Source organism: Colwellia sp. MT41, from assembly GCF_001444365.1.
Classification (GTDB): domain Bacteria; phylum Pseudomonadota; class Gammaproteobacteria; order Enterobacterales; family Alteromonadaceae; genus Colwellia; species Colwellia marinimaniae.
The window spans coordinates 3,913,525-3,935,420 of record NZ_CP013145.1; the positions used below are offsets into that span (position 1 = coordinate 3,913,525).

The window sequence follows — 21,896 nt, forward strand, 5'->3', positions numbered from 1 at the left end:
TTTAATCAAGATAGTAGCAATATTATAAAGGCATTGGTTTAGCATATAGATAACCTTGAGCGTATGGACAAGCTAAGGAATTAAGTAAATTGGCTATTTCTTCTGTCTCTACCCCCTCAGCAATGACGTCTAAACTTAACGCCTTACCCAAGGCAATAATAGCGGTACAAAGAGCCAAATCTTCATTGGATGTTAAGATGTTCTGTATAATAGACTTATCTATTTTTATTGAATCCATCGGGAATGCCCGTAGATAAGAAATAGAAGAATGACCAATACCAAAATCATCTACTGAAAATTTAAATCCTAACTCTGATAATACTAACAACCTTTTTACTGTTTTAGATGAAATAGCTAAGGGTTTACGTTCGGTTAATTCAAAGGTTAATTTCTGCGCTAAAAAAGGTGACTTTCTCACGTATTTCAGAATTAGTTCGGTAAAGTCATCGGAATTAAATTGATTTGCAGAGGTATTGATAGCAATATGTCGATCATTTATCCCCTGTTCAGACCAAATTTCTAACTGCAAGCAAGCTTGTTTAAAAACCCAATCACCTATCTTTAATATCAAACTGCTCTCTTCAGCAACTTCAATAAACTCTTCAGTATTGCGGAAGCCATTGTCGCTATCAGGCCACCTCAGCAAAGCCTCGTAGGACTTGATTTTTCCAGAGTCTAGAGCAACTATCGGTTGATAATGCAAGCATAATAGATTGTTATCGATGGCACAATTTAGCTCTAATTCCAATTTATGTTTAACGATAGCTTCTTGATGTAGCTTTTGATTATAAAAACTATAATTATTGCGACCGAGGGCTTTAGCTTGATACATAGCTCTATCACTATGATCGATTAACTCATTCGCTATTTGTGCATCTGTAGGAAAAATGGCGATTCCAGCACTGGTGGTTACAGAAACTGACTTACTATTTATTTGAATCGGCTCTTGAAAAATTGCCATAATGTTTTCCACTAACTTAACAAAGTCAGAGTCATTTTTGACATCCTTTAACAACAATGAAAACTCATCGCCGCCTAGTCTTGCCACAATATCTGAACTTCGAGTGGAGTGTTTTAATCGCCGGGCAATTTTGGTCAACAACTGATCGCCAGCAGGGTGTCCATAATTATCATTAATAAATTTAAAATTGTCTAAATCTAATGTCACTAAAGCAAACTTTTGTCCCGAACGTTCACTCTGTTGAATAGTTTTAATGAGTAATTCATTAAAGAGACTTCTATTATACAAACCAGTCAAACTATCATAATGAGCCAACTTTGCCAGTTTTGCTTCAAGATCTTTACTCTTTAATGAATAGCGAAACGTCCTTTCAAGTAGATAAGAGGTTAATTCACTTTTTATCAGGTAATCATCAGCCCCCCTCTCCATGGCATCGAGGTCGGTTCGATAATCATCGACTCCTGATAACATAATAATGGGCGGAGCGGTTTCATATTGTTGCTTTATCTCAAGGATTAACTCTACCCCCAATTCAGCCCCTAAGCGATTGTCCAAGAAATAAAAATCAAAATGTTCATTCGCTATTTTAGTTTGAGCAGACTTAAAATCCTCTGCCCAAACAATCGAGCCAATATCACCAACGGCCTCTATTAACAATGCCTCTAATAAGATGTAATCATCTTCATCATCTTCAACAATAAGCACTTTAAATTTAGAATATTTCCCCATTTCAATCTCTAATTATTTCAGTTATTTTTTTGGTAAAGATACTAAATGAAACCAATAATCAGTAACAGATTTGATCATTTCTACTAAACTATCAAATGATACTGGTTTTATAATAAAGGAATTAACCCCCATATCATAAGTTCGGGCAATATCTGCTTCCGCTTTTGACGTGGTCAAAACAATGATAGGAATAGAACGAAATTTATCGTGTTGTTTGATCTTGCTTAATACTTCCCTGCCGTCCATCACCGGCATATTTAAATCCAGTAAAATCAACCCTGGTAGCGGTTGGTCAATCAGGTGGCTATATTTTCCTTCGCGGTTTAAATACTGCAATAATTCTTTGCCATTATTAGTGAAATCTATCGGGTTGCCCAATCGTGCTTCTTCTAAAGCATCAGTCACCAATAATTGATCATCGGGATCATCATCACACATATGTATTCTAATCGGGGTCATACTTTGGTTCATAAATTTTCCTCAACTATATGCAAGAGTTTATAATTCGAATAATAAAATAAAGCATGCTCCTTTATCTAATTCTGCTTCAACGTATATCATGCCATTGTGCATTTCCATTATTTTTTTACATATCGCTAGACCTATGCCTGTGCCTTGATACTGACTACGACCATGTAAACGTTGGAATATTTCAAATATTTTTATCGCGTATTCTTGTTCAAAACCAATGCCATTGTCTGTAATTTTAATTTGCCAATAGTCTTTATTTTCAACGATAACTTGTTGACTGGTTATTTTTATTATAGGTTGTTCACCTTCCTTAGCGAACTTTAATGAATTGGATAGTATATTTAAAAACACCTGATAAAGTTTATTACTTTCCCCCAAAATGATAGGTAATTGTTCAATATTTATCTGAGCGGATTTTTCATCAATACTGATATGTAAATCGTCAATTACACTCTTTAATACTTCATTAAGATCCGTCTCTTTGAGAGTATAATCATCACTACCAACCTGAGAAAACTTTAATAAATCATCAATTAAACTGCGCATCCGTGTTGAAGCTTTTTGCATTCTATCAATATAATCAATGGCTTTTACATCATCAACAATGGCAATTCGTTTATGCAGACGGTCACCGAAGGCTTGAATTTTCCGTAACGGTTCCTGTAAATCATGTGAGGCAATATAAGCAAATTTTTCTAACTCAGCATTAGATTGTATCAGTCGGTTATTGGTACGATCTAATTCACATGCTTTTGTGTTTAATTTTTCATGAGCCGCTTTTAATTGTTCATGATGGGCTATTTGAATTTTATAGGTTTGCACATAGTCTAATACCAGGCCAACCAAAGGTATTACATAAGCAATGATTTTTAAAAAATGAGCAATATTAAAGTCACTATCAAACAATCGTTGTGAGCCAAAGGCCATATGTAACTCCACCGCAACCTCGGGTAAGGCACTTAATAATAAAGCGGTGGCAAAAATGCTAGGGTAGCGTTTGGCAAACATTGGATAAACAACTAAACCAGCAAAAAGAAACAGTAACAATGGCACTATGTCATACGGACGACGAATAATTGCATGCGGAAACTGAGTTTGTGGCAGGTCATGACTTGTTGCGGCAAAATAGATCAGTAGATAACCAATAAATGCAAAGACCAAGCTGGTGATAATAATAAATTTAAAACCATTCTTCGGGTGTATTTTTCTCCCCGATAAAAACATGCCCACGCCAGCAATCATAATGACAGCATTAAAAACCCGTGATAACGCCCAAGTAAAAGGAATTAAATCATTATTTTCGGCAACGGCACTAATTAACCTAGTCGCAGCTAAGGTATGAAAGGCATCCATAACGCCGGCACAAAACAAGGCGACACCAATAACAGGCGTAGTAATATCATTGGTTATAGAATAATGACAGAAAGCCAATAATACCACGAAGATAGCGGCACTAAACGCCGTCCACTCAAGTAATGCATGGGTAAAACCACCCGATAATTGATAAAACATATCATCGGTTGTGACTTGAGCAACACTCGATGCCTGACCTGTTGCCGGTACGTGAATGGCATTACCAAAATCAGCGCCCATCAATTGCAAAAGAAAAGGTAATATACAAATGACAACTACAGCGAGAACAATAGCGCGGGGCAGTCTATATTCGTCTTCAATGTAAAAGAAATTAATCATATTAAAGTTGTTTTTTTTAAGATTAATTTGTTGAGTATAATACAGCTTATTGATTTTTGGTTGTTTATTTATTCAAATTAGAGATTGAAATATGAATAAGTTTAACTGTTAAACCCTAGTTTAAATAATCATCTAAAATCATATGAAGGATATGGTAATCCGAGTGATCTCAATTCGTTAATGCTTTATCCCTGTGTCAAGATTGTGGTGCCTTTTTTACCTCTCCTATCACAAATAAATCTCATTGTTTGTGAGCTGATTTCAATAATTATGATGATACTTGTCGCCAATCCCCATAGCCAATGGTGCTCTTTTCTTATAGGGTCTGTTAAAATGGCTAAATAAAAACCTCGTTATTTATACCGTTATAAACAGTGCAACTAGCTAGTTTTCTAGCTCAATATTAGCCATTGAGCAGGCAATTTTTCACTACTATTTAACCCTCCAACCTAAAAACCAACCCAACTCACTGATAGTGAACAAAGCATCATGGCAATTCTTTGGAAAAAGCAGCAGACCTCAGTGCAGAAATGCGTAGCTGGGTGTTAATGACTGCCTTTATCACCTCAACGTTAGTGCCGTTACAGGAACAAGCCTTATGGCACATGCCCAGTGAAATTATTTTTCAGTTTAGTGAAGTTTTAACAGCACTGACCATTAAAGTCTCACCGGCATTTTTGCCAAAAATAAGCATCAGCGATACTCAATAAGATGCTAAACATTGCTCATTACTCCCCTCATCAGAGGGCGAGCAATTAATTGCGGCAGTAATGCAAAATGATATTGCCACCATTGACGGACTGCAAAACCAAGGTATAGATATTAATACCCAGCGATTGGTGATGGCACAGCGTTGATTATTGCCGTTGCAGTTTTCCATGGTTTAGCTAAAAAAGATGGTGTTTTTTCTTGATACTTGCGATGAGAGCATACCTTATTTAAAAAATTAGAATAGTTTGACAAATAATTATATTACCTGTCTTTCTCTTTACAAAAAATGGACATCACCAGATCGGACAGTTTACTGCGGATATCGTTTTTTGTTAAAGTGAAATCTGCACCGATTAAATTTGCAACATGTAAAATAGTAGCGGTATCATTTTTTTTTAAAGTACTCCCTGATACCGCGATTATAGGTACATCACTTATTTCTTTAATAAACTCGATAACTTCATAACCGTTGGTATTAGGCATTTCAATATCGGTAATAACTAAATCGGGTTGAAATAAAAGTAATTTATTTTTGGCCTCGACAGCACAAGAAAATTTTCTAATATTTAGCTGAGCATTGACTTCTTTTGATAATATTTCCTCGGTAATTTTGAGCGCTACTTTAGAGTCATCTATGATCATAATGTTAAACATTTGTTATGTCCTTATCTTTACCATGACTTAAAAAACAACTTAAGTGCTTCATTTTAAATCTGATAAACAATGTTTTAATACCTATGGGCAAGTTGCACAACACCACTTTAATGCATCATGATAGTTCATGAGTAACATCTCTTCTGATATATCGTGCTTAGCCATGATGGTACAGGGTTCGTATTGATTGTCTGAGAATTCATAATGTTTTGCTATTTCGAGTGCATCATGTAATAGCCCTTTTTTGTTTACTAAGGCCGTTTTTATTTCCTCTGCTAAGGGTAAATCCATAATTATTTTTTCAAGGGAGCAATTGAGAATAGCACCTATGTGACTCATGACACCGGTAATAAAGGCTAAGCCTCTTATTTTTAAAAATGCTGGAGAAAAAGATATATATTCCATCATTTTACCGCGCACTAATGACTCTCTTAAAAGCTCATTATTACAATCAGATGATAGCTTTGACATAGCGATAATAGCGATAAATTGTTTTATTTTATCGGTTCCCAAAAAAGTAACCGCTTGCTTTATAGAGCTGATTTCTACTCGATTTTTTTCTATTTCCAAATTGACTAATTTTAGCACTCCATTCACTAAACTTACATCCTGAGAAATTATTTCAGCTAAAGTATCAAAGTTCATCTCTAGCTGACACACTTCGGCAAATAGCAGCAGCAAATTTAACTTAACAGGCTTAATAAAATGGCCAACGCTTATTTCTGGTTTGTGAAAAAAATAACCTTGAAAATAGTCAATACCTATTTGGATTAGCATATTAAACTGTTGATGAGTTTCAATTCTTTCGACAACAATCTTTATCTTTTTATCTTCGACGAACTTGCTATTTTTTAAGGCTGCTATTTTCTCAAATGGAATGTCTTCTCTATCAACCTTAATAATAGATATATAGGGAAACAACTGTTCCCACTTAGGTGTAAAATCATAATCATCTAATGCTAAGATATAGCCTTTTTTATATAAATCTGAGACTACTTTAATAACATCAGGCGTAACATTAATAGTTTTTAACAGCTCCAAAACTACAGCGTTTCTATCTAACACTAAGGGTACATTGGCTAATAAAGTTTTTTCATCAAAATTGATAAAAGCTTTTTTTTGCGAGCAAAGATTGCTTAAGTCACCATAAAGTTGGTTTTGTAAAATAATTTTCGTGCTGGCTTTTTCTGGCTCTGAACAATTATAAAAATCATCTAAACTATTACGATATAAAAGTTCATACGCATAGGTATTCTGGTTATGATCAAAAATAGCTTGGCGAGCAACAAATTTATTTTTAATCTCTTCCATTACACCTTTCCCAGTTTTTATTTTTTATTTTTTTACTATGAATTTAGTCTAGTCACTATTTAGGTAATAACAAAAAACGTAGCTAAATAAAACAAATTGAAAGGCGACCACAACCTCTGATCAGGCATAGTGGCAGGGGCATAGGCTATGCTCACGTATATTGATATAGATAAAAACAAGTATAGCTAGTGTGGTTAAGCTTAGGCCAATATTGAAAGAGGAGTTTTTAACTTATGGTTTGCAGCCAATTCATGGCATCTTTTTCATTATCAAAACTTCGTGTTTGTTGCGATGCTCTTGAGGGAGACAACTTATTAATAACATCTAAGGTGGTATTTGAGGTGATAACCATGGCTTTGGCGATGAGCTTTTGTTGATTCAACCAAACATTATAGTTTTCCAATTCTTGATAAGCTTCAGGGGTACCACCCAAAAATTCAAGGTTATTAATCAATATAGAAAAGCTGGTATCTTGTAAGTCATTAACAATAGCCTCTATACCACTAGTATACTGCTGTGCGCCGTATTCATTAAAAGCACCGACATTGCGGACAACGATAATATTTCCCTTTAGGCTAATAGAGACTTCACCATGTTCAATACCCATACATTACCTCTAGCCCAAGAATTGCATATAATTTATAGCACAATTACGTCAAAACTGTATAAGAGAGTAATCACTTAGTTCGAGTCTTAAGGCAGATAAGGACACCAAAAAAAGCGTAATAATCAACCTTTTACGCTTTGTTATTGTCACTAAAATTCTTGCTAAAAAGTTTTACTAACAAGCTTTATTAAAGAATTTTTAAGACTCGTGCAGCTGGTTAGTAGCATACTTTGCTCTTATATTTTTTTAATACGGACACTGCCACCACTGGTTTTTAATACCAATTCAGGGCCACCGCCATTGATAGTGCCTTCAATTGAACGTTTAGTGGTTTTGCCATTGACAACAAACTCACTTGAGACACGGCCACCGCTGGTTTTAGCGGTAAGATTTACTGCTACGTCTTTAGCTAAATAAGCGGTAATAGAGCCACCAGAAGTTTTTAAGTTACTATCTTTGCTTGGATTGGTCGGTAGTTTCAGTTTAATGCTGCCACCTGAGGTTTTGGCATTAATTTTTCCAATGATATTATCCAGGTCTAAACTGCCACCCGAGGTTTTAATATCAACATCACCTTGTAGATCTTCTAAAGAAATTGAGCCGCCAGAAGTGTAGGCATCAACTTTACCGGTGAGGTTTTCAATTTCAATAGAGCCACCACTGGTATTAATATCGACATTATAGTTTTGTGGCAAAGTTACTTTATAAGTAACTTTTATAGGGTTACTACCGAAGCCAAAGCTGAAGCCGCTACGCTCAAAATCCCCTTTAATGCTGACATTATCACCACTTTTTATGAAACTAACCTCCATATCATCTTCATTTTTTCCGTTAATTTCTACTGTAATCAATACAGTTTCTTTCGCATGAGTGTCAATATCAATGGCACCAACATCAGTTTCAATTTTTAATAAGCCGCCACTGGCAACAGTAAACTCTTTATTAATGGTTTTAGCTTGTATACCAGCCGCCACTAACAGCAGAGCAATTGGTGCGTATTTAAAAGTATTTTTAGCGTTGAACATAGGGTATCTCCATATATCTTTATTTGTTTTATCAGTCATTGTCATTGCTAAGTGAGATGCCGCAATAACAAAAAAGGTTTAAATTTACTTTATAATTTATGGATATTTAATTTATATCGGTAATAAAACTAAATATTTGCCTCGGTTTTCCATGAAATTAAGCCTTTAGATTAACCATGAGTTTAAGAAAAAACCACCACAAATTAACATAATAAACAATATCAAGGCCAAGATAAGCGGCTTAGGCCCGGCCTTTTTAATGCTGGCCCACTGGGTTTGCGCGCCGAGTGCCGCCATGGCCATGGCTAAAGAGAACTGACTGGCAAAACTCAAAACTGCTTTCAGTGACTCGGGTAAAATAACAACACTATTAATCATCGCAGTTGCCATAAAACCAAAAACAAACCAAGGGATAATAAGGACACTTTTTTCACGCTGAGCTTTATTGTCAATATGGCAACTGGCACAGCCATTAGCAGTACTAGCGATACGGCTATCGTTTCGATTGCTAAGATGACACAGTACTGAGCTCAGCATTAAAATAAATGGCGCTAACATCATCACACGAATAAGTTTGACAACCACTGCCGTTTGCATGGTTTCATCATTAATACTTTGTCCAGCAGCAACCGCCTGCGCAACTTCATGGGCGGTACTGCCGATATAAATACCAAAAGATTGCTCACTCATATCCACCCATTGATAAATAAATGGGTAACTAAACATGGCTAAGGTACCAAAAAGTACCACTGTCGCTATGGCAATAGTTACCTGTTCTTGTTTCGGTTTAAGCACAGATTCGGTCGCTAGAATAGCCGCAGCACCACAAATAGCGCTGCCGGCAGCAATTAAAATAGCAACATCGCGATGCAGCTTTAGTACCTTGATACCCACAAAAGTACCGACAGAAAACACTGTACCAATAACGATCAAATCAACAACAACGGCTTGCCAACCTACCGCCAATATTTGCTGAAAACTCAGACCAAAACCAAATAAAATAATGCCTAATCTAAGTAGCTTTTGTTTACAAAAGGTCGAAAATTGTTGCTCTCTTTTATCCTCGACTCTTAATGAAAAATGACCATAAAGCATGCCAAAAACAATCGCTAACGGCAGGGCACTCAAACCAAAAGCGGATACTTGCTCTATTTTTGCTAAGGCAATTGCCAACAAGGTAATAATGGGCAGAACTATATAGGTAGGCATAAGGCAGCTCTTTTCTGACAAAAAACGAATAAATAGCTAATAACTAATTGGCAACGAGTTATCACTCTATGGAATATAATATAAGGCAAAGTTTACAATAAGAATAATGGATATATTTAATGTATAGTATTCAAAAAACCGAACTGTTCTTTAGTTTAAATAAAAATCAGAGACGAGTAACTAAGGCCAACTATTCCTAAGGCCTATTGTTGCTGAAGGAAACTTAGTCATGAGTATTTCGATAAAAAAACTACAACTATTTGAAGCCACGGCACGCTTAGGTAAACTCAGCAAAGCCGCCAATGAGCTGGCGTTAAGCCAATCTGCCGCCAGTCAAGCATTGAAAGAATTAGAGCAAAGTTTAGGTTATCCACTATTTGAACGGGTTGGTCGAAATTTAGTGATCACTGAGAATGGTCTTAAATCCCTACCTAAAGTCCGCCAGATAGCCGATTTACTTGCTAGCTTGCAGCTTGCCAATCTAAATACCATGAGTGGTATCTTGCGCATTGTCGCCAGCGCCACCATAGCCACTTATTTGCTGCCTAAATTAATTGCTAAATTTATAAAATCTTATCCTGAAGTAGTACCTGAAATACACATAGGTAATACCCAGATGGTGATAGATCATTTAGACAAGGGCAAAGCCTCTATTGGTTTAATAGAAGGACCCGCGCTACATAAACATTTAAAAATCATCCCGTGGCAAGATGACAAATTACAAATTTTTTGCCAACCTAATCATCCGTTAGCAAAAAACTCGACCATCAACCTAGAGCAACTGCAACAACAGTCTTGGGTATTGCGTGAACACGGCTCTGGTACACGGGCTATTTTTGATGCTGCCACCGAGCAAAGAGGTGTACAAATTAATTTAGCCATGGAGCTAAGCAGACAAAGTGCCATTAAAGAATCAGTTAAGGTCGGTTTAGGGCTAGGTTGCCTGTCACAACTCAGTATTGCTGAAGAGCTAAAAAATGGCGGTTTAGTGGCGCTGAAATCACCACTGGACTTATCAAGACGTTTTTCCTTGGTGACTCATAAAGACAGTCACCATAACTTACTTACGCAAAAATTCATTGATTACTTGATAACAGCAAGTCCGAATAAATAGCAGTGCAAAAGCAATAAACTAGCCAATAAAAAACGGCAATGAATAGTATTCACTGCCGCTGCTATTTAATATCAGCTATTAGCCACTTATGCCGCGCCCTTTATTCATCTACTGTTATTCATACCTAAGCCGCTTTAATAATATTTTTATCGCCACTTTAACTGCTTATTTTAATCTGTTAGCCAGGGTATAATTTATTCACGTTCATCAGTAACTTGTTCAACCATTTGCTGCATTAAGCTATAAGAAAGTTGACTATAGGGCGGCACAAATAAATCCGCATTAAACAGGTTTGGGTAGTGATCTAATAGTCCCCTACTGTCTAGGTTAACCGAGGCCGGTAACATAGAAAGTTCATCGACAATCCTCTGCTGAACTTTTTTATCAATAAAATAATTAGCAACAACTTCTGCTGCTGCTAGCTTGTCACCTTTTAGCTCACGCACAAAATTAATGGTATCAAGCCAAGCCAAATGGCCTTCTTTAAAATTAATTAACTGCCATTTCCCTCCATGCTCATTTTGCCTCTTTATCTCAGGCCCCCAACTAGATACGATTTCAAGATTGTCATTAAACTTTGTTGAGCTTTGCCAAAATCCGCCAGCATTATTATAGAGCTGCTTAAATTTATTGAGCACAACGCCCTGCTTGGCCAGTAACTCCTTTAAAGCACTGCGATCATTTTTTTGTGCTAATTGCTCTAAGTAAAAAGGATGAAAGTCTAACGCTTGCAGTGTTAAGCCGACGTTATACCAAAACTGTCCTTGATTTAATGAGAACTTATTACGCCACTTAGCAGCCCATAAATCCTTGACTGAGGTCGGTATATCCTCTTGCTTAACCTTATTAGTATCGACAAAAAAACCATAAACACCTCCTCCCCAAGGGATATAGAGTGGTTTACCTTGCTGCATGCCCATTGCTATATGAGTTAGTTTGGGATCTAGGTTTTTATAGTTGCTTAATCTAGGCGAATTAATATTTATCGGTTGCAGCAGTCTGGAAATCTGTTCACCGTGCATTTTAATAAAAAAAAGTGTCAGGAAAGTAATATCACATTGCTTATTTCGGATCACGGCAAACATTTGATCGGCATCTTCAGCTTTCGTAGTGATGACTTCAACTTGATAGTTATAACCCTTACTTATCAATATTTCATTTACTTGCGTTATATTTTCAGCGGTCACATAGCCTGCCCAAGTAAAAATCCTTAGTTTTTCCATTGCCAATAATTGCCAAGGCAAAAGTAAAAGAATACTAAATAATGCTAGTTTGCTCACCACAGCGAGCCCCTTCATTGAATACTGATTATTTCAGTATAGAATGCTCTCTAAGTTAAGCTTAGATATTTAGTGGACACAGCCATTTTCAGCTTAAGTTATTTTCATTACTTTTCATGCCTATGTACATGGTTCAGGATCGTCATCCCCGTGGTGTCTTAATCGGGGATCCAGCTTCTAAAAGCAATGGATCTTCGATCAGAGACTTCGAAGATGACGTTTACAACGACGTCCTGAGCTAACTACATAGCCATGTTACTTTTTATTGTTAACGCTGGGCAACTACCAAGGCTCAAATAGGCCATCGCTATTGGTGGTAACCGCTAGATAAAAGAGCAATAGATAACTGACCGACTAGGGCTATATGCTTGAAATTGAGTATTTATCAGGCCAACTTTAAAAAATTTAATCTGCGATTAAAGCTATATATCTTCACTTTTTCAGACCTTTTCTCTGCAGCATAAATGATCACCCCTAGAGCCCAGTAAAATTTTAAATTGAACATATTAACGACATTATTGTCCTAAATAATCAATCATTTAAGATCAACACCATTGATGTTAGCCTAGCGAACAGCTAAATAAACACCGAACGTTAATGCTAAAGATGGCATTAACCTTTCAACAACAAGGAATGTGACCCGATGAAAATATGTACAACACTGTTAATTATAATTTTTATGCTCTCTGGCTGTGCGGTAAATATTACCGCAGACTCTTTTATTTACCAAGATGACAAGGTAGAGCCTTCGCTAGATTTAATACAAATAAATAATAAAATCACTCACGATGCCACGTTAATTGATATATCTAAAATATCCCTGACTACACCAGAAGGTTTATTACTTAATGGCGTAAAATTATTACACAAAAATGCACAGGTAAATGTCATATTCTTTGCTGGCAACGGTATGAAAATAAGCCAGTCTGCTGGCATTCTAGATCAGTTTGCCCTATTACCTGCCAATGTGATTTGGTTTGATTATCGAGGCACAGGGGTTAGTGAGAAAAGAAGCAATTTAAGTGTCAAAGATTTACAAAATGATGCACTGAACATTTTTGATTTCTCAAAGGAAAACTTACCCGACAATCTGCCAACCGCCGTTCATGGTTTATCCATGGGCTCATTATTAGCTAGTTATATAGCAAGCGAACGAGCAATCGATGGTTTAATTCTTGATGGTGCCATTAGTACTGTACCCGAATTAATTGATAATTTAGTACCCGCTTGGTCCACAGTATTTTCAACGGTAACGGTATCACCTGAACTAGCGGCAATAGACAATATTAAACTTATTAGAAAATACACTAACCCTTTATTGTTTCTTATTGGTAAAAATGATTCAACCACCCCTGTTGAATTTTCTCAAGCCTTATATGATGCTTCCAATAGTAAAGACAAAACCTTAACAATCATCGCTGATACCGAGCATAGTCAAACGATGAAAAGAGAGCAAGCCATTAAAGCTTATGCTACTTTTATTAAAGGCTTAATTTGTTGTGAAGATGGCTAACAGCTTAGGCTGAGTAGCTTTACTGTCAATGGACCGCTGGCAAAGATTATGTCAGCGTCAAGGTTGTATCTAGGAGTAAAAATGTATCAAAAAATCACTTGCACCATCATCTTAACGACGCTATTAACGGCTTGTATTATACCCATTAGCTCAAGCTGTAGTAGAGACCAAACTTTTGATAATGGCAATAATGGTTTCCCCCCTAAAGGACAAGATTGTAGTACCGCCGATGCGGCCATTTATCTGGCCAGTGCACTTTATAACGAAGTACAAAATCAACCAGAAAAAGAAGCTGCAACCAGTAATCCTCCCCAAAAAAATGCTAAGTGCTCACACTTGATAGGAAAGTCTCAAAAAGAATGTATCCATTTAAAGGACGATGCATACGATCCTTTAGATGAGTTGTAAATCATCATAAGCAAAGTAAGTACCTTAATTAATTGACCACTTAGCGAGAATCAAAAGGCGGGCTAGAACATTGGCCCAAGTTAGTTATTACTCAATAATAAATAAGTAACCTGAACTCTGGATATGTAGTAATCAACTGGGTTTTTCTTGCTGAAGGTTCTTTAATATCTGACAATCACCGACCTTATCGTTAGGGCAAGAGGTCGCTAGGGTATGCAATGTTTGCTCTAGCAAGGTTAGCTCGGCAATGGTTTTTCTTACCTTATCTAACTGCTGCTCAATCAAAGCATCAACTTCCTGACACGACGACTTTGGGTCAACCTGTACTACTATCAAGGTCTTAATTTGTTCTAGCGGAATTTGTAATTCTCGACAACGCCTAATAAACACCAAACGTTCAATATCGTTATTACCATATTCTCGATAACCATTGTCATTGCGATACGCTGCAGGCAATAATCCAATGTCTTCGTAATAGCGAATGGTTTTACTGGCAACATTGGTGACCTTAGCCAGCTGACTTATTTTCATACTCACCTTACTTTGAGCCTTCATAGTAGTTTTTACACCTCTTTCATACTTGAATTCATACACTTACTCATAATAGTTTTATAACTGTTTTTTTAATCGTTGACCTTACTGTTACTGGAAGGTTTATTATGCCGCCATTATAGCGATAAGCCTTAGTAGGTGTTAGCTGAAAATATCAGAAAATTATAACTATCGGACCAATAAATCGTCGTTATGTAACCGTTAACTTGGCTAAGTAACTCACCTACCTAAGTGAGAAAATTTAGTAAATATTAGGAAGAGCAATGTTTTCATCTTATTACCACTCGTTAGTACTCCATCATGTATGGAGAAAAACTAGCTTATTAACTTATCCAGTAGCCTACCTAGTTATCTGCGTAGCTATATTGCTACTTAGTCCTAACGCAATAGCACAGGGCAATAACGCTGCTACTGATAAGCCAACAATTTTAACCTTAGCCACGGCAATTAAGCGTACCTTAGCTAAAAATCCGGCTTTTAAAGTATTCGCTCTGCGCCAAGCCTCACTGGATGGCCAACATCAAACTCAAGCACTAGCACCTGGCTATCAGCTAGCGTTTGAAGCAGAAAATTTTGCTGGAACGGGAGAGCTAAAAGGTTTTTCTGGCGCTGAGTTTACCGTGTCGTTATCGTCTGTTATTGAAATGGGTGGTAAGCGTGATGCACGTCGTGATTTTGTTAGCCATAGAAGTGCCATGTTAGCTGCTGAACGGAAAATTACCGCGCTAACTTTATTAGCGGAAGTTACCCGTCGCTATATTGATGTACTGACTGCTCAAGCAAACTTGAACTTAGCATATGAAGCAACACAACTGGCAGAAGACACTTTGCTTGCCGTGGAAAAACGCGCCAAAGCAGGCTCGACGCCAAAAGCCGAAATCAAACGCGCCATGGCCGCTGTCGGCAGTGCCCGTTTAGGCGCTGCGACCACACAGCAGCAGTTTTCCGCCACTAAGTTTTCCTTGGCTTTGTTATGGAATGAAAGCTCGCCGAGCTTTACTAACGTTGCCGGTAACTTATATCACTTTGCTGCAGATATCACTTTTGATCGACTCTATGCCAAGGTAAAACAAAATCCTGCCATCCTCGCCTTTGCCAGTGAAGAGCGGCTTAAAAACGCACAAGTGCGCTTAGCCAAAAGCCAATCGAGTACCGATATTCAGTGGACCCTTGGCATAAAACAGTTGCAAGGTATTGGTGATACCGCCCTCGTTGCTGGCTTTAGCATACCGTTATTTAGCTCAAGTAATAATTCAGGCGCTATTATTTCAGCGCAAGCAGAGCGAGATGAAGTACAAGCGAGAAAAATCACCGCTATGTTGCAGTTGCATAACCAATTACAACAAGCCTATGCCAGTCGCAAGCAGGCTATTTACACCGCAAATAGCTTAAGAAATACCATTATTCCACTACGTGCAGAAGCACTTGCTGAAACAAAAATCGCCTATCAACGTGGCTTATATAGTTATCTTGATTATTTAAGTGCGAGACAAGAATTACTTATTGCTAAACAAATACTAATTACCTCGGCATCAGCAGCGTTACATTTTGGCGCCGACATTGAACAATTGATTGCCGAGCCCTTACCTGCCTCACAGCATTTTCAACAACAAGCCTCATATGAAAATATTTCACCGACAAACAAGCGCTTTAGCCAAGGATAATTTAATGAACAAACACTTTTTAGCTCGCCGCCTGAAGGTCGGCCTAAAGAACGGATTATTAATGAGTGCTGTGATGGCTACCTTATTATTTACCCCGCCATTTTCTCTAACAAGTTATGCAACTTACTATGCAGATAAGCCTGTAGATAACCATTCAGCTACAAAAGTAGCTGAACATGCTGATGTTCACGGTGAGCCTATCTCCATTTTAAATAGCAATGAGCACGGCGATGAACATGGCGAAGAGGGCCATATCGAAATGTCAGCTGAGATGATGAAAACCGTCGGTATTACCACCGTAACGGCGAGTTCAGGTGAAATAAAACAGCGACTGACCTTATATGGCACCTCGACTACTGAGCCAAGTAGCGTTAGTCATGTTCGCGCACGCTTTGCCGGCATTATCACCAAGCTCAGCGTCAATGTTGGCGATAAGGTAAAAAAAGGTCAACTTATTGCTGAAATAGAATCCAATAACAGCCTAACGCGCTATAGCATTCACGCTGCTATTTCCGGTGTTATCACCCAGCGTAATGCTAATCCAGGCGAATTAGCCAATGAACAAGTATTGCTCACTATTGAGGATCACCAAAAGTTATGGTTGGAGTTACAGGTCTTTGCTACGCAACAACCTAAAGTCGCCATAGGTCAAGCTGTACGTATTACTAGAGAGCTGCAATTTACCGACTCAGTGATCAGCCAACTTTTACCTACGTCAAAAACTAGCCCTTTTATTATCGCCAGAGTACCACTGGATAATAGCCAAGGTACCTGGTCTGCCGGTAGTCTGCTTTCAGGCTCTGTCGTTATTAACAAAAAATCAGTGCCACTCATTATTGATAATCGCGCCATTCAAGTGATGGCTGGTAAAACAGTGATATTCGTTAAAAATGACCATGGCTTTGCTATGCGCGAAGTGAGCTTAGGACTTAGCGACGGTCAATTTTCACAAATATTGTCAGGGTTAGATCTGGGCGAAGTCTACGGGGTAAAAAACAGTTACTTACTTAAAGCTGATCTGGAGAAATCCAGCGCTGAACATCACCACTAGGAGGGGATTATGATTGAATCACTTTTACGCTTCTCGATTGCCAACCGCAGGCTAATAATCAGCTTAACCTTAGTTTTAATGGCGGTGGGCTCTTGGAGTTATCAAAAACTACCTATTGATGCCGTACCAGATATCACCAATGTACAAGTACAAATCAATACCCGCGCTGATGGTTATTCACCATTAGAAACCGAGCAACGCATCACTTATCCGATTGAAACGGCTTTAACCGGGTTACCAAATTTATCCTATACCCGTTCACTATCGCGCTATGGCTTGTCGCAAGTAACTGTGGTTTTTGAAGAAGGTACGGATTTATATTTCGCCCGCAGTTTAATCAACGAGCGACTGAATACCATCAAGGGTAAACTGCCCGCAGGTCTATCGCCAGAAATGGGACCAGTTTCTACGGGGTTAGGCGAAATATTCATGTATACCCTTGATGCAGATGATGATGCCAGGCAAGACGATGGTAGCCGTTATGATACCACCGCCCTTAGGGAAATACAGGACTGGATCATCAAACCACAACTCGCCTTGGTGAAAGGTGTTACCGAAGTAAATACTATCGGCGGTTTTGATAAGCAGTATCACATAACGCCATCTCCGAGAAAGATGCTCGAATTTGATATTTCTTTCGCCGATATACAGTCAGCATTAGCAGCCAATAATAGCAACCGTGGTGCCGGCTACATTGAAAATAATGGCCAACAGCTGACGGTTAGATCGCCAGGACAATTGAAAACTATTGCTGATATTGAGCAGGTGGTGATCAAAAACCTCAATAATACACCCATTAAGGTCAGTGATATTGCTGAGGTTGCCATAGGTAAAGCATTACGTACCGGTGCTGCCACCCACAATGGTAAAGAAACAGTACTCGGCGCTGCCATGATGCTAGTGGGTGAAAATGCTAGAGAAGTGTCATTAGCTGTCGCTGACAAGCTTGCCCAAATACAAAGTTCTTTACCCCGTGGCATTAAAATAACCGCGGTTTATGACAGAACTACCTTAGTGGATAAAGCCATTGCTACCGTACAAAAGAACCTAGTTGAAGGTGCTTTATTGGTGATAGCGGTGCTATTGCTATTACTGGGTAATGTTAGAGCGGCATTAATTACCGCTGCGGTGATCCCATTAACCATGCTCGCAACAATAACAGGCATGGTACAAGCAGGGGTGTCGGCAAACTTAATGAGTTTAGGGGCATTGGATTTTGGTTTGATTGTCGATGGCGCGGTCATTATTGTCGAAAATGCCACCCGCCGTCTGGCCGAAGCACAGCGTCATAATGGCGCCAGATTGGCAGTTAAAGATAGGCTGCATGTGGTTTTTCAAGCCACGAATGAAGTGATCAGACCGAGCTTATTTGGCGTAATTATTATTACTGTAGTTTATATCCCATTGTTTTCATTAACAGGTGTAGAAGGAAAAATGTTCCAGCCTATGGCGGCTACCGTCGTTATCGCCTTACTATCGGCATTAGTATTGTCGGTTACTTTAGTACCTGCGGCTATTGCCTTATTCATGACCGGTGATATTAGTGACAAAGAAAGTCTGGTAATAAAAGTCAGTAAATCAATTTATAAACCGTTATTACTTATGGCGATGAAAATGCGTTGGTTCGTGCTGTCACTGGCAACGATACTGGTGATATTTTCTACGTGGTTGGCAACAACCTTAGGCACAGAGTTTATTCCGCAACTGAACGAAGAAGATATTTTATTACAGGCTATTCGTATTCCAGGTACCGGCATAGAGCAAGCGGTGGAAATGCAAAAGTTACTTGAACAGAGCATTATTCAATTTCCCCAAGTACTCAATGTGTTTTCAAAAATTGGTACGCCAGAAATTGCCAATGATCCTATGCCACCTAACGTTGCGGATACTTTTATTATGTTAAAACCACGCAGCGAATGGCCAGACGTCAATTTAACTCATGCTGAATTAGCCACTGACATTATGGCTAAAGTAGCAAAGCTGCCGGGTAATAACTTTGAACTAACACAACCCATTGAAATGCGCTTTAACGAACTGATTTCAGGGGTAAGAGCGGATTTAGGTATCAAGGTAATAGGTGATGATCTGCAACAATTATTAACCACAGCCAATGCCATCCGCGAAGTGCTTGAGCAAGTTGACGGTGCTAGTGATATTCAAGTTGAGCAAGTCACTGGCTTACCCATGTTATCGATAGTGCCAAAGCGTATTGCTCTGGCGCGCTATGGTTTAACCGTTGCTGAGTTACAAGATATTGTCGCTACTGCTATCGGTGGTAAAAACGTTGGCTTAATTTTTGAAGGTGACCGTCGTTTCAATATTGTGCTTAGATTACCGGAAACTATTAGGCGTGATGTAAATAAATTGAGTGAGTTACCAATTTCCTTGGCTAGTGGTGGCTATGTACCTTTATCTGAAGTAGCAATTCTTGAGATATCGCCAGCACCGAATCAAATTAGCAGAGAAAATGGTAAAAGACGCATAGTAGTCACCACCAATGTTCGCGGTAAAGATCTCGGCACTTTTGTTAACGAAGTCAAAGCTAAAATTAGCAGCGAAGTTGAAATTCCTGCTGGTTATTGGCTAGAGTATGGCGGTACCTTTGAACAACTTGAGTCGGCCAGCCAACGTTTGTCGATGGTCTTACCGCTAACGCTAGCACTGATTTTTGCACTATTAATTATGGCCTTTAGTTCAGTAAAAGATGCCCTTATCATTTTTACTGGCATTCCATTAGCACTAACCGGTGGCGTGATTTCATTGTGGCTACGCGATATGCCACTGTCTATCTCTGCTGGCGTCGGTTTTATTGCCCTATCAGGTGTAGCGGTATTAAATGGCTTAGTGATGCTGGCCTTTATTAGAGAACTATGTAAAGAACGCACAGAGTTGCTTACTGCCATTATCGATGGCGCCATGATCAGACTAAGACCGGTATTGATGACCGCATTAGTGGCAGGTTTAGGTTTTGTGCCTATGGCACTTAACGTTGGCACCGGCGCCGAAGTACAGCGTCCGCTAGCCACGGTAGTTATTGGCGGTATTATTTCATCAACATTACTGACGCTGTTGGTCTTGCCAATACTTTATCGTATTGTCCATGAGCGAAGTTTTAGCAAAACTAAATAGTTTGCTCTATAAGCTAAAGTAAATCCGCAAGAGCATGTTCAAGGTTACTGTGATTAAAATCAAAACCATGATTGAGCAGTTTTTGCGGATAAATATTTTGGCTAGTCAGTAATAACTCAGCCCCTTGGCCCATTAAACTTTTGAGCATAAAGGCCGGTACACTAAACCAAGTCGGTCGATTAAATTGCTGACCTAAGGCTTTAGTGAAGGCAGCATTGGTTAATGGCTTTGGTGAGGTACAATTAATAGCGCCCTCAATACTGGTTGTTTGTAAGCTAAAATGAATAATGTGCACCATATCATCGATATGAATCCAAGACATATACTGCTGCCCATGGCCAAGCTTACCCCCTAATCCTAGCGTAAAGGGTAAACGCATTTTCGCCAATGCGCCGCCATCACTCGCTAAAATCACACCGGTGCGTAACAGCACTACCCGACAATGTTCACGCGCTTTTAGGGCAATATTTTCCCACTTTTCACATAACGAATGAGCAAAATCTGCCTGGCTGACTTGCGCATCTTCATGAGTGGAAACATTGCCAGTTTCACCATAGTAACCTATGGCTGAGCCACTGATTAAACAAGTCGGCTTAACCCTAGCGCGCTCAATCATGGCAATAATTTGTTCGGTTATTTGCCAGCGACTTTGGCAAATCTTTTCTTTTTGCTTAACGGTCCAGCGTTTATCAATAATGGGCTCACCGGCAAGGTTGATTATCACCTCAAAGCAATTTTGCTCGGGCAGTTGCTCAATAAATTCAACCCCTTGAGGTAAACCTTGCTTAGCTTTTTCGCTATTACGGGTTAACACAGTGAATTGATACGGCTGCTGAAATGATTTGATAAAGTGCCGACCAATTAAGCCAGTACCGCCAGTTATTAAGATTTTCATCTTTGCTCCACCATGATAGATAACACATTAATTCTTTAATAATAGTAGTTATATACCCGTTATCATTCAAGATGCATATTTCAGAGTGCTTGAGCTATTGCAATTCAAGGCGCGGTGATGAAAAACACCAGTACAGCAAAGGTGATTGATTAGTACCTACTGCTCAAAAGATATAAAAAAACCACAGCACTTAGTTAACTGCTGCGGTTTTTTATTGACTATTAAACTAGCTATTATTGAAATAGTTACTGTGCTATGACTTAAGCTAAGACTAGTAAGTTATTTTTTAACCCATTGGCCAGCAGCATTTTTAATTAAATGCCCTGCTTGGGTTTTCGAGATAGATTTTTCACCCGCTAATTTAGTAACTTGCTGCATAGTAATTTTGTTTTTACGCGCTAAGTTCAAGTAAATATCTTTGCGTTTTTTATTCACCATAGTAACTAGGCTGCTTACTTCAGCGCTGGTAACTACCACACCTAAATAGCCATTAGGCAGTTCACCAACAAGGCCTTGCTGTTTTGCTTGGTCAATAGATATTGCCCACGCCGAAAATGCCATGGTTGAGGCAACAAGTACTAGGCATACTTTCCTAATGAAGAGCTTAATTGAATGCTTGATTGAATGCTTTATTACGTTGTTCATACTTGCTCCTAAAAAATATCGCTATCGTCACTGAAAATATCATCAAGTTCTTTATCCACTTTTATCCGAATCTCATGATCAATTTTGAGATTTAAATTAATGGTGATTGGCTCTTTAGCACTCACTTCAATTTTATGAGTACAAGCCGTAAATAAAAAAACTGCTAGCAGAGGTGCCAGTATTTTATCCATAAATGTTCCTTAATAACGAGGGTCTGTTGACCTTTCAGGGTTAAAATTTATTCAATTTAAAACGGGCTTAATCGCGGCGCGAGC

General features: G+C 38.5%; 20 protein-coding genes. 7 read left to right on the forward strand and 13 right to left on the reverse strand.

All coding sequences use genetic code 11. The annotated features are described in order from the left end of the window. Positions 1-22: 22 nt before the first annotated feature. The 3 genes from CMT41_RS16570 to CMT41_RS16580 are packed head-to-tail and all read right to left on the reverse strand — an operon-like array spanning position 23 to position 3,853. Positions 23-1,690, reverse strand: coding sequence for a putative bifunctional diguanylate cyclase/phosphodiesterase (locus CMT41_RS16570; RefSeq protein ID WP_057182841.1), 1,668 nt, complete (start codon positions 1,688-1,690; stop codon positions 23-25). A 21-nt stretch (positions 1,691-1,711) separates the two neighbouring features. Then, entirely contained in the window at positions 1,712-2,161 is a 450-nt protein-coding gene (locus tag CMT41_RS16575) for a response regulator (protein WP_057182844.1), read from the reverse strand. A gap of 27 nt (positions 2,162-2,188) precedes the next feature. After that, positions 2,189-3,853, reverse strand: a complete 1,665-nt coding sequence (locus CMT41_RS16580) for an ATP-binding protein (protein WP_058027881.1) — start codon at positions 3,851-3,853, stop codon at positions 2,189-2,191. A 500-nt stretch (positions 3,854-4,353) separates the two neighbouring features. Between CMT41_RS16580 and CMT41_RS19630 the strand changes: the two genes are divergently transcribed. Continuing rightward, positions 4,354-4,563 carry a hypothetical protein gene (locus tag CMT41_RS19630; RefSeq protein ID WP_058027882.1) on the forward strand — a complete coding sequence of 70 codons (210 nt, stop codon included), beginning with the start codon at positions 4,354-4,356 and terminating at the stop codon, positions 4,561-4,563. A gap of 262 nt (positions 4,564-4,825) precedes the next feature. Here the strand turns inward: CMT41_RS19630 and CMT41_RS16590 are convergent, their stop codons facing one another. The 5 genes from CMT41_RS16590 to CMT41_RS16610 all read right to left on the reverse strand — a co-directional run bounded on the left by CMT41_RS16590 (position 4,826) and on the right by CMT41_RS16610 (position 9,370). Continuing rightward, positions 4,826-5,218, reverse strand: coding sequence for a response regulator (locus CMT41_RS16590; protein WP_058027883.1), 393 nt, complete (start codon positions 5,216-5,218; stop codon positions 4,826-4,828). 81 nt (positions 5,219-5,299) lie between these two features. Beyond that, complete coding sequence (locus CMT41_RS16595) at positions 5,300-6,529, reverse strand: EAL and HDOD domain-containing protein (protein ID WP_058027884.1); 1,230 nt, start codon at positions 6,527-6,529, stop codon at positions 5,300-5,302. 226 nt (positions 6,530-6,755) lie between these two features. Continuing rightward, positions 6,756-7,136, reverse strand: a complete 381-nt coding sequence (locus CMT41_RS16600) for a hypothetical protein (protein WP_058027885.1) — start codon at positions 7,134-7,136, stop codon at positions 6,756-6,758. A gap of 236 nt (positions 7,137-7,372) precedes the next feature. Beyond that, a complete protein-coding gene (locus CMT41_RS16605) occupies positions 7,373-8,200 on the reverse strand; it encodes a DUF4097 family beta strand repeat-containing protein (protein WP_232299983.1) in 828 nt (275 codons plus the stop codon). 126 nt (positions 8,201-8,326) lie between these two features. Next, positions 8,327-9,370 carry a YeiH family protein gene (locus CMT41_RS16610; RefSeq protein ID WP_058027886.1) on the reverse strand — a complete coding sequence of 348 codons (1,044 nt, stop codon included), beginning with the start codon at positions 9,368-9,370 and terminating at the stop codon, positions 8,327-8,329. 229 nt (positions 9,371-9,599) lie between these two features. On the opposite strand from CMT41_RS16610, the gene CMT41_RS16615 reads away from it, so the two are divergent. Next, entirely contained in the window at positions 9,600-10,484 is an 885-nt protein-coding gene (locus tag CMT41_RS16615) for a LysR family transcriptional regulator (protein ID WP_057182855.1), read from the forward strand. A 194-nt stretch (positions 10,485-10,678) separates the two neighbouring features. Here the strand turns inward: CMT41_RS16615 and CMT41_RS16620 are convergent, their stop codons facing one another. Further along, positions 10,679-11,767 carry an extracellular solute-binding protein gene (locus CMT41_RS16620; RefSeq protein WP_083494315.1) on the reverse strand — a complete coding sequence of 363 codons (1,089 nt, stop codon included), beginning with the start codon at positions 11,765-11,767 and terminating at the stop codon, positions 10,679-10,681. A 640-nt stretch (positions 11,768-12,407) separates the two neighbouring features. Here CMT41_RS16620 and CMT41_RS16625 point away from each other — a divergent pair. Beyond that, positions 12,408-13,277 (forward strand): alpha/beta hydrolase, encoded by an 870-nt coding sequence (locus tag CMT41_RS16625; RefSeq protein ID WP_157466391.1) that lies wholly within the window; start codon positions 12,408-12,410, stop codon positions 13,275-13,277. 81 nt (positions 13,278-13,358) lie between these two features. After that, positions 13,359-13,685 (forward strand): hypothetical protein, encoded by a 327-nt coding sequence (locus tag CMT41_RS16630; protein ID WP_058027888.1) that lies wholly within the window; start codon positions 13,359-13,361, stop codon positions 13,683-13,685. A 132-nt stretch (positions 13,686-13,817) separates the two neighbouring features. Here the strand turns inward: CMT41_RS16630 and CMT41_RS16635 are convergent, their stop codons facing one another. Beyond that, positions 13,818-14,216, reverse strand: coding sequence for a Cd(II)/Pb(II)-responsive transcriptional regulator (locus tag CMT41_RS16635; protein WP_057182860.1), 399 nt, complete (start codon positions 14,214-14,216; stop codon positions 13,818-13,820). Positions 14,217-14,500: 284 nt separating this feature from the next. On the opposite strand from CMT41_RS16635, the gene CMT41_RS16640 reads away from it, so the two are divergent. Genes CMT41_RS16640 through CMT41_RS16650 form a run of 3 tightly spaced genes read left to right on the forward strand, consistent with a single transcriptional unit; the run spans position 14,501 to position 20,081 of the window. Continuing rightward, the gene (locus tag CMT41_RS16640) at positions 14,501-15,901 is read left to right on the forward strand and encodes a TolC family protein (RefSeq protein ID WP_058027889.1); all 1,401 of its coding nucleotides are present in this window, start codon (positions 14,501-14,503) and stop codon (positions 15,899-15,901) included. A 4-nt stretch (positions 15,902-15,905) separates the two neighbouring features. Continuing rightward, positions 15,906-16,952, forward strand: coding sequence for an efflux RND transporter periplasmic adaptor subunit (locus tag CMT41_RS16645; protein ID WP_058027890.1), 1,047 nt, complete (start codon positions 15,906-15,908; stop codon positions 16,950-16,952). Between the two features lie 9 nt (positions 16,953-16,961). Beyond that, the gene (locus CMT41_RS16650) at positions 16,962-20,081 is read left to right on the forward strand and encodes an efflux RND transporter permease subunit (RefSeq protein WP_058027891.1); all 3,120 of its coding nucleotides are present in this window, start codon (positions 16,962-16,964) and stop codon (positions 20,079-20,081) included. Positions 20,082-20,094: 13 nt separating this feature from the next. Here CMT41_RS16650 and CMT41_RS16655 read toward each other — a convergent pair whose 3' ends face one another. The 3 genes from CMT41_RS16655 to CMT41_RS16665 form a co-directional block, all read right to left on the reverse strand. Continuing rightward, positions 20,095-20,976 (reverse strand): TIGR01777 family oxidoreductase, encoded by an 882-nt coding sequence (locus CMT41_RS16655; protein WP_058027892.1) that lies wholly within the window; start codon positions 20,974-20,976, stop codon positions 20,095-20,097. Between the two features lie 279 nt (positions 20,977-21,255). After that, positions 21,256-21,621, reverse strand: coding sequence for a YdbL family protein (locus CMT41_RS16660; RefSeq protein WP_082606597.1), 366 nt, complete (start codon positions 21,619-21,621; stop codon positions 21,256-21,258). A gap of 8 nt (positions 21,622-21,629) precedes the next feature. Continuing rightward, positions 21,630-21,812: a YnbE family lipoprotein gene (locus CMT41_RS16665; RefSeq protein ID WP_057182871.1), complete on the reverse strand. Its 183-nt coding sequence runs from the start codon at positions 21,810-21,812 to the stop codon at positions 21,630-21,632. Positions 21,813-21,896: the final 84 nt, after the last annotated feature.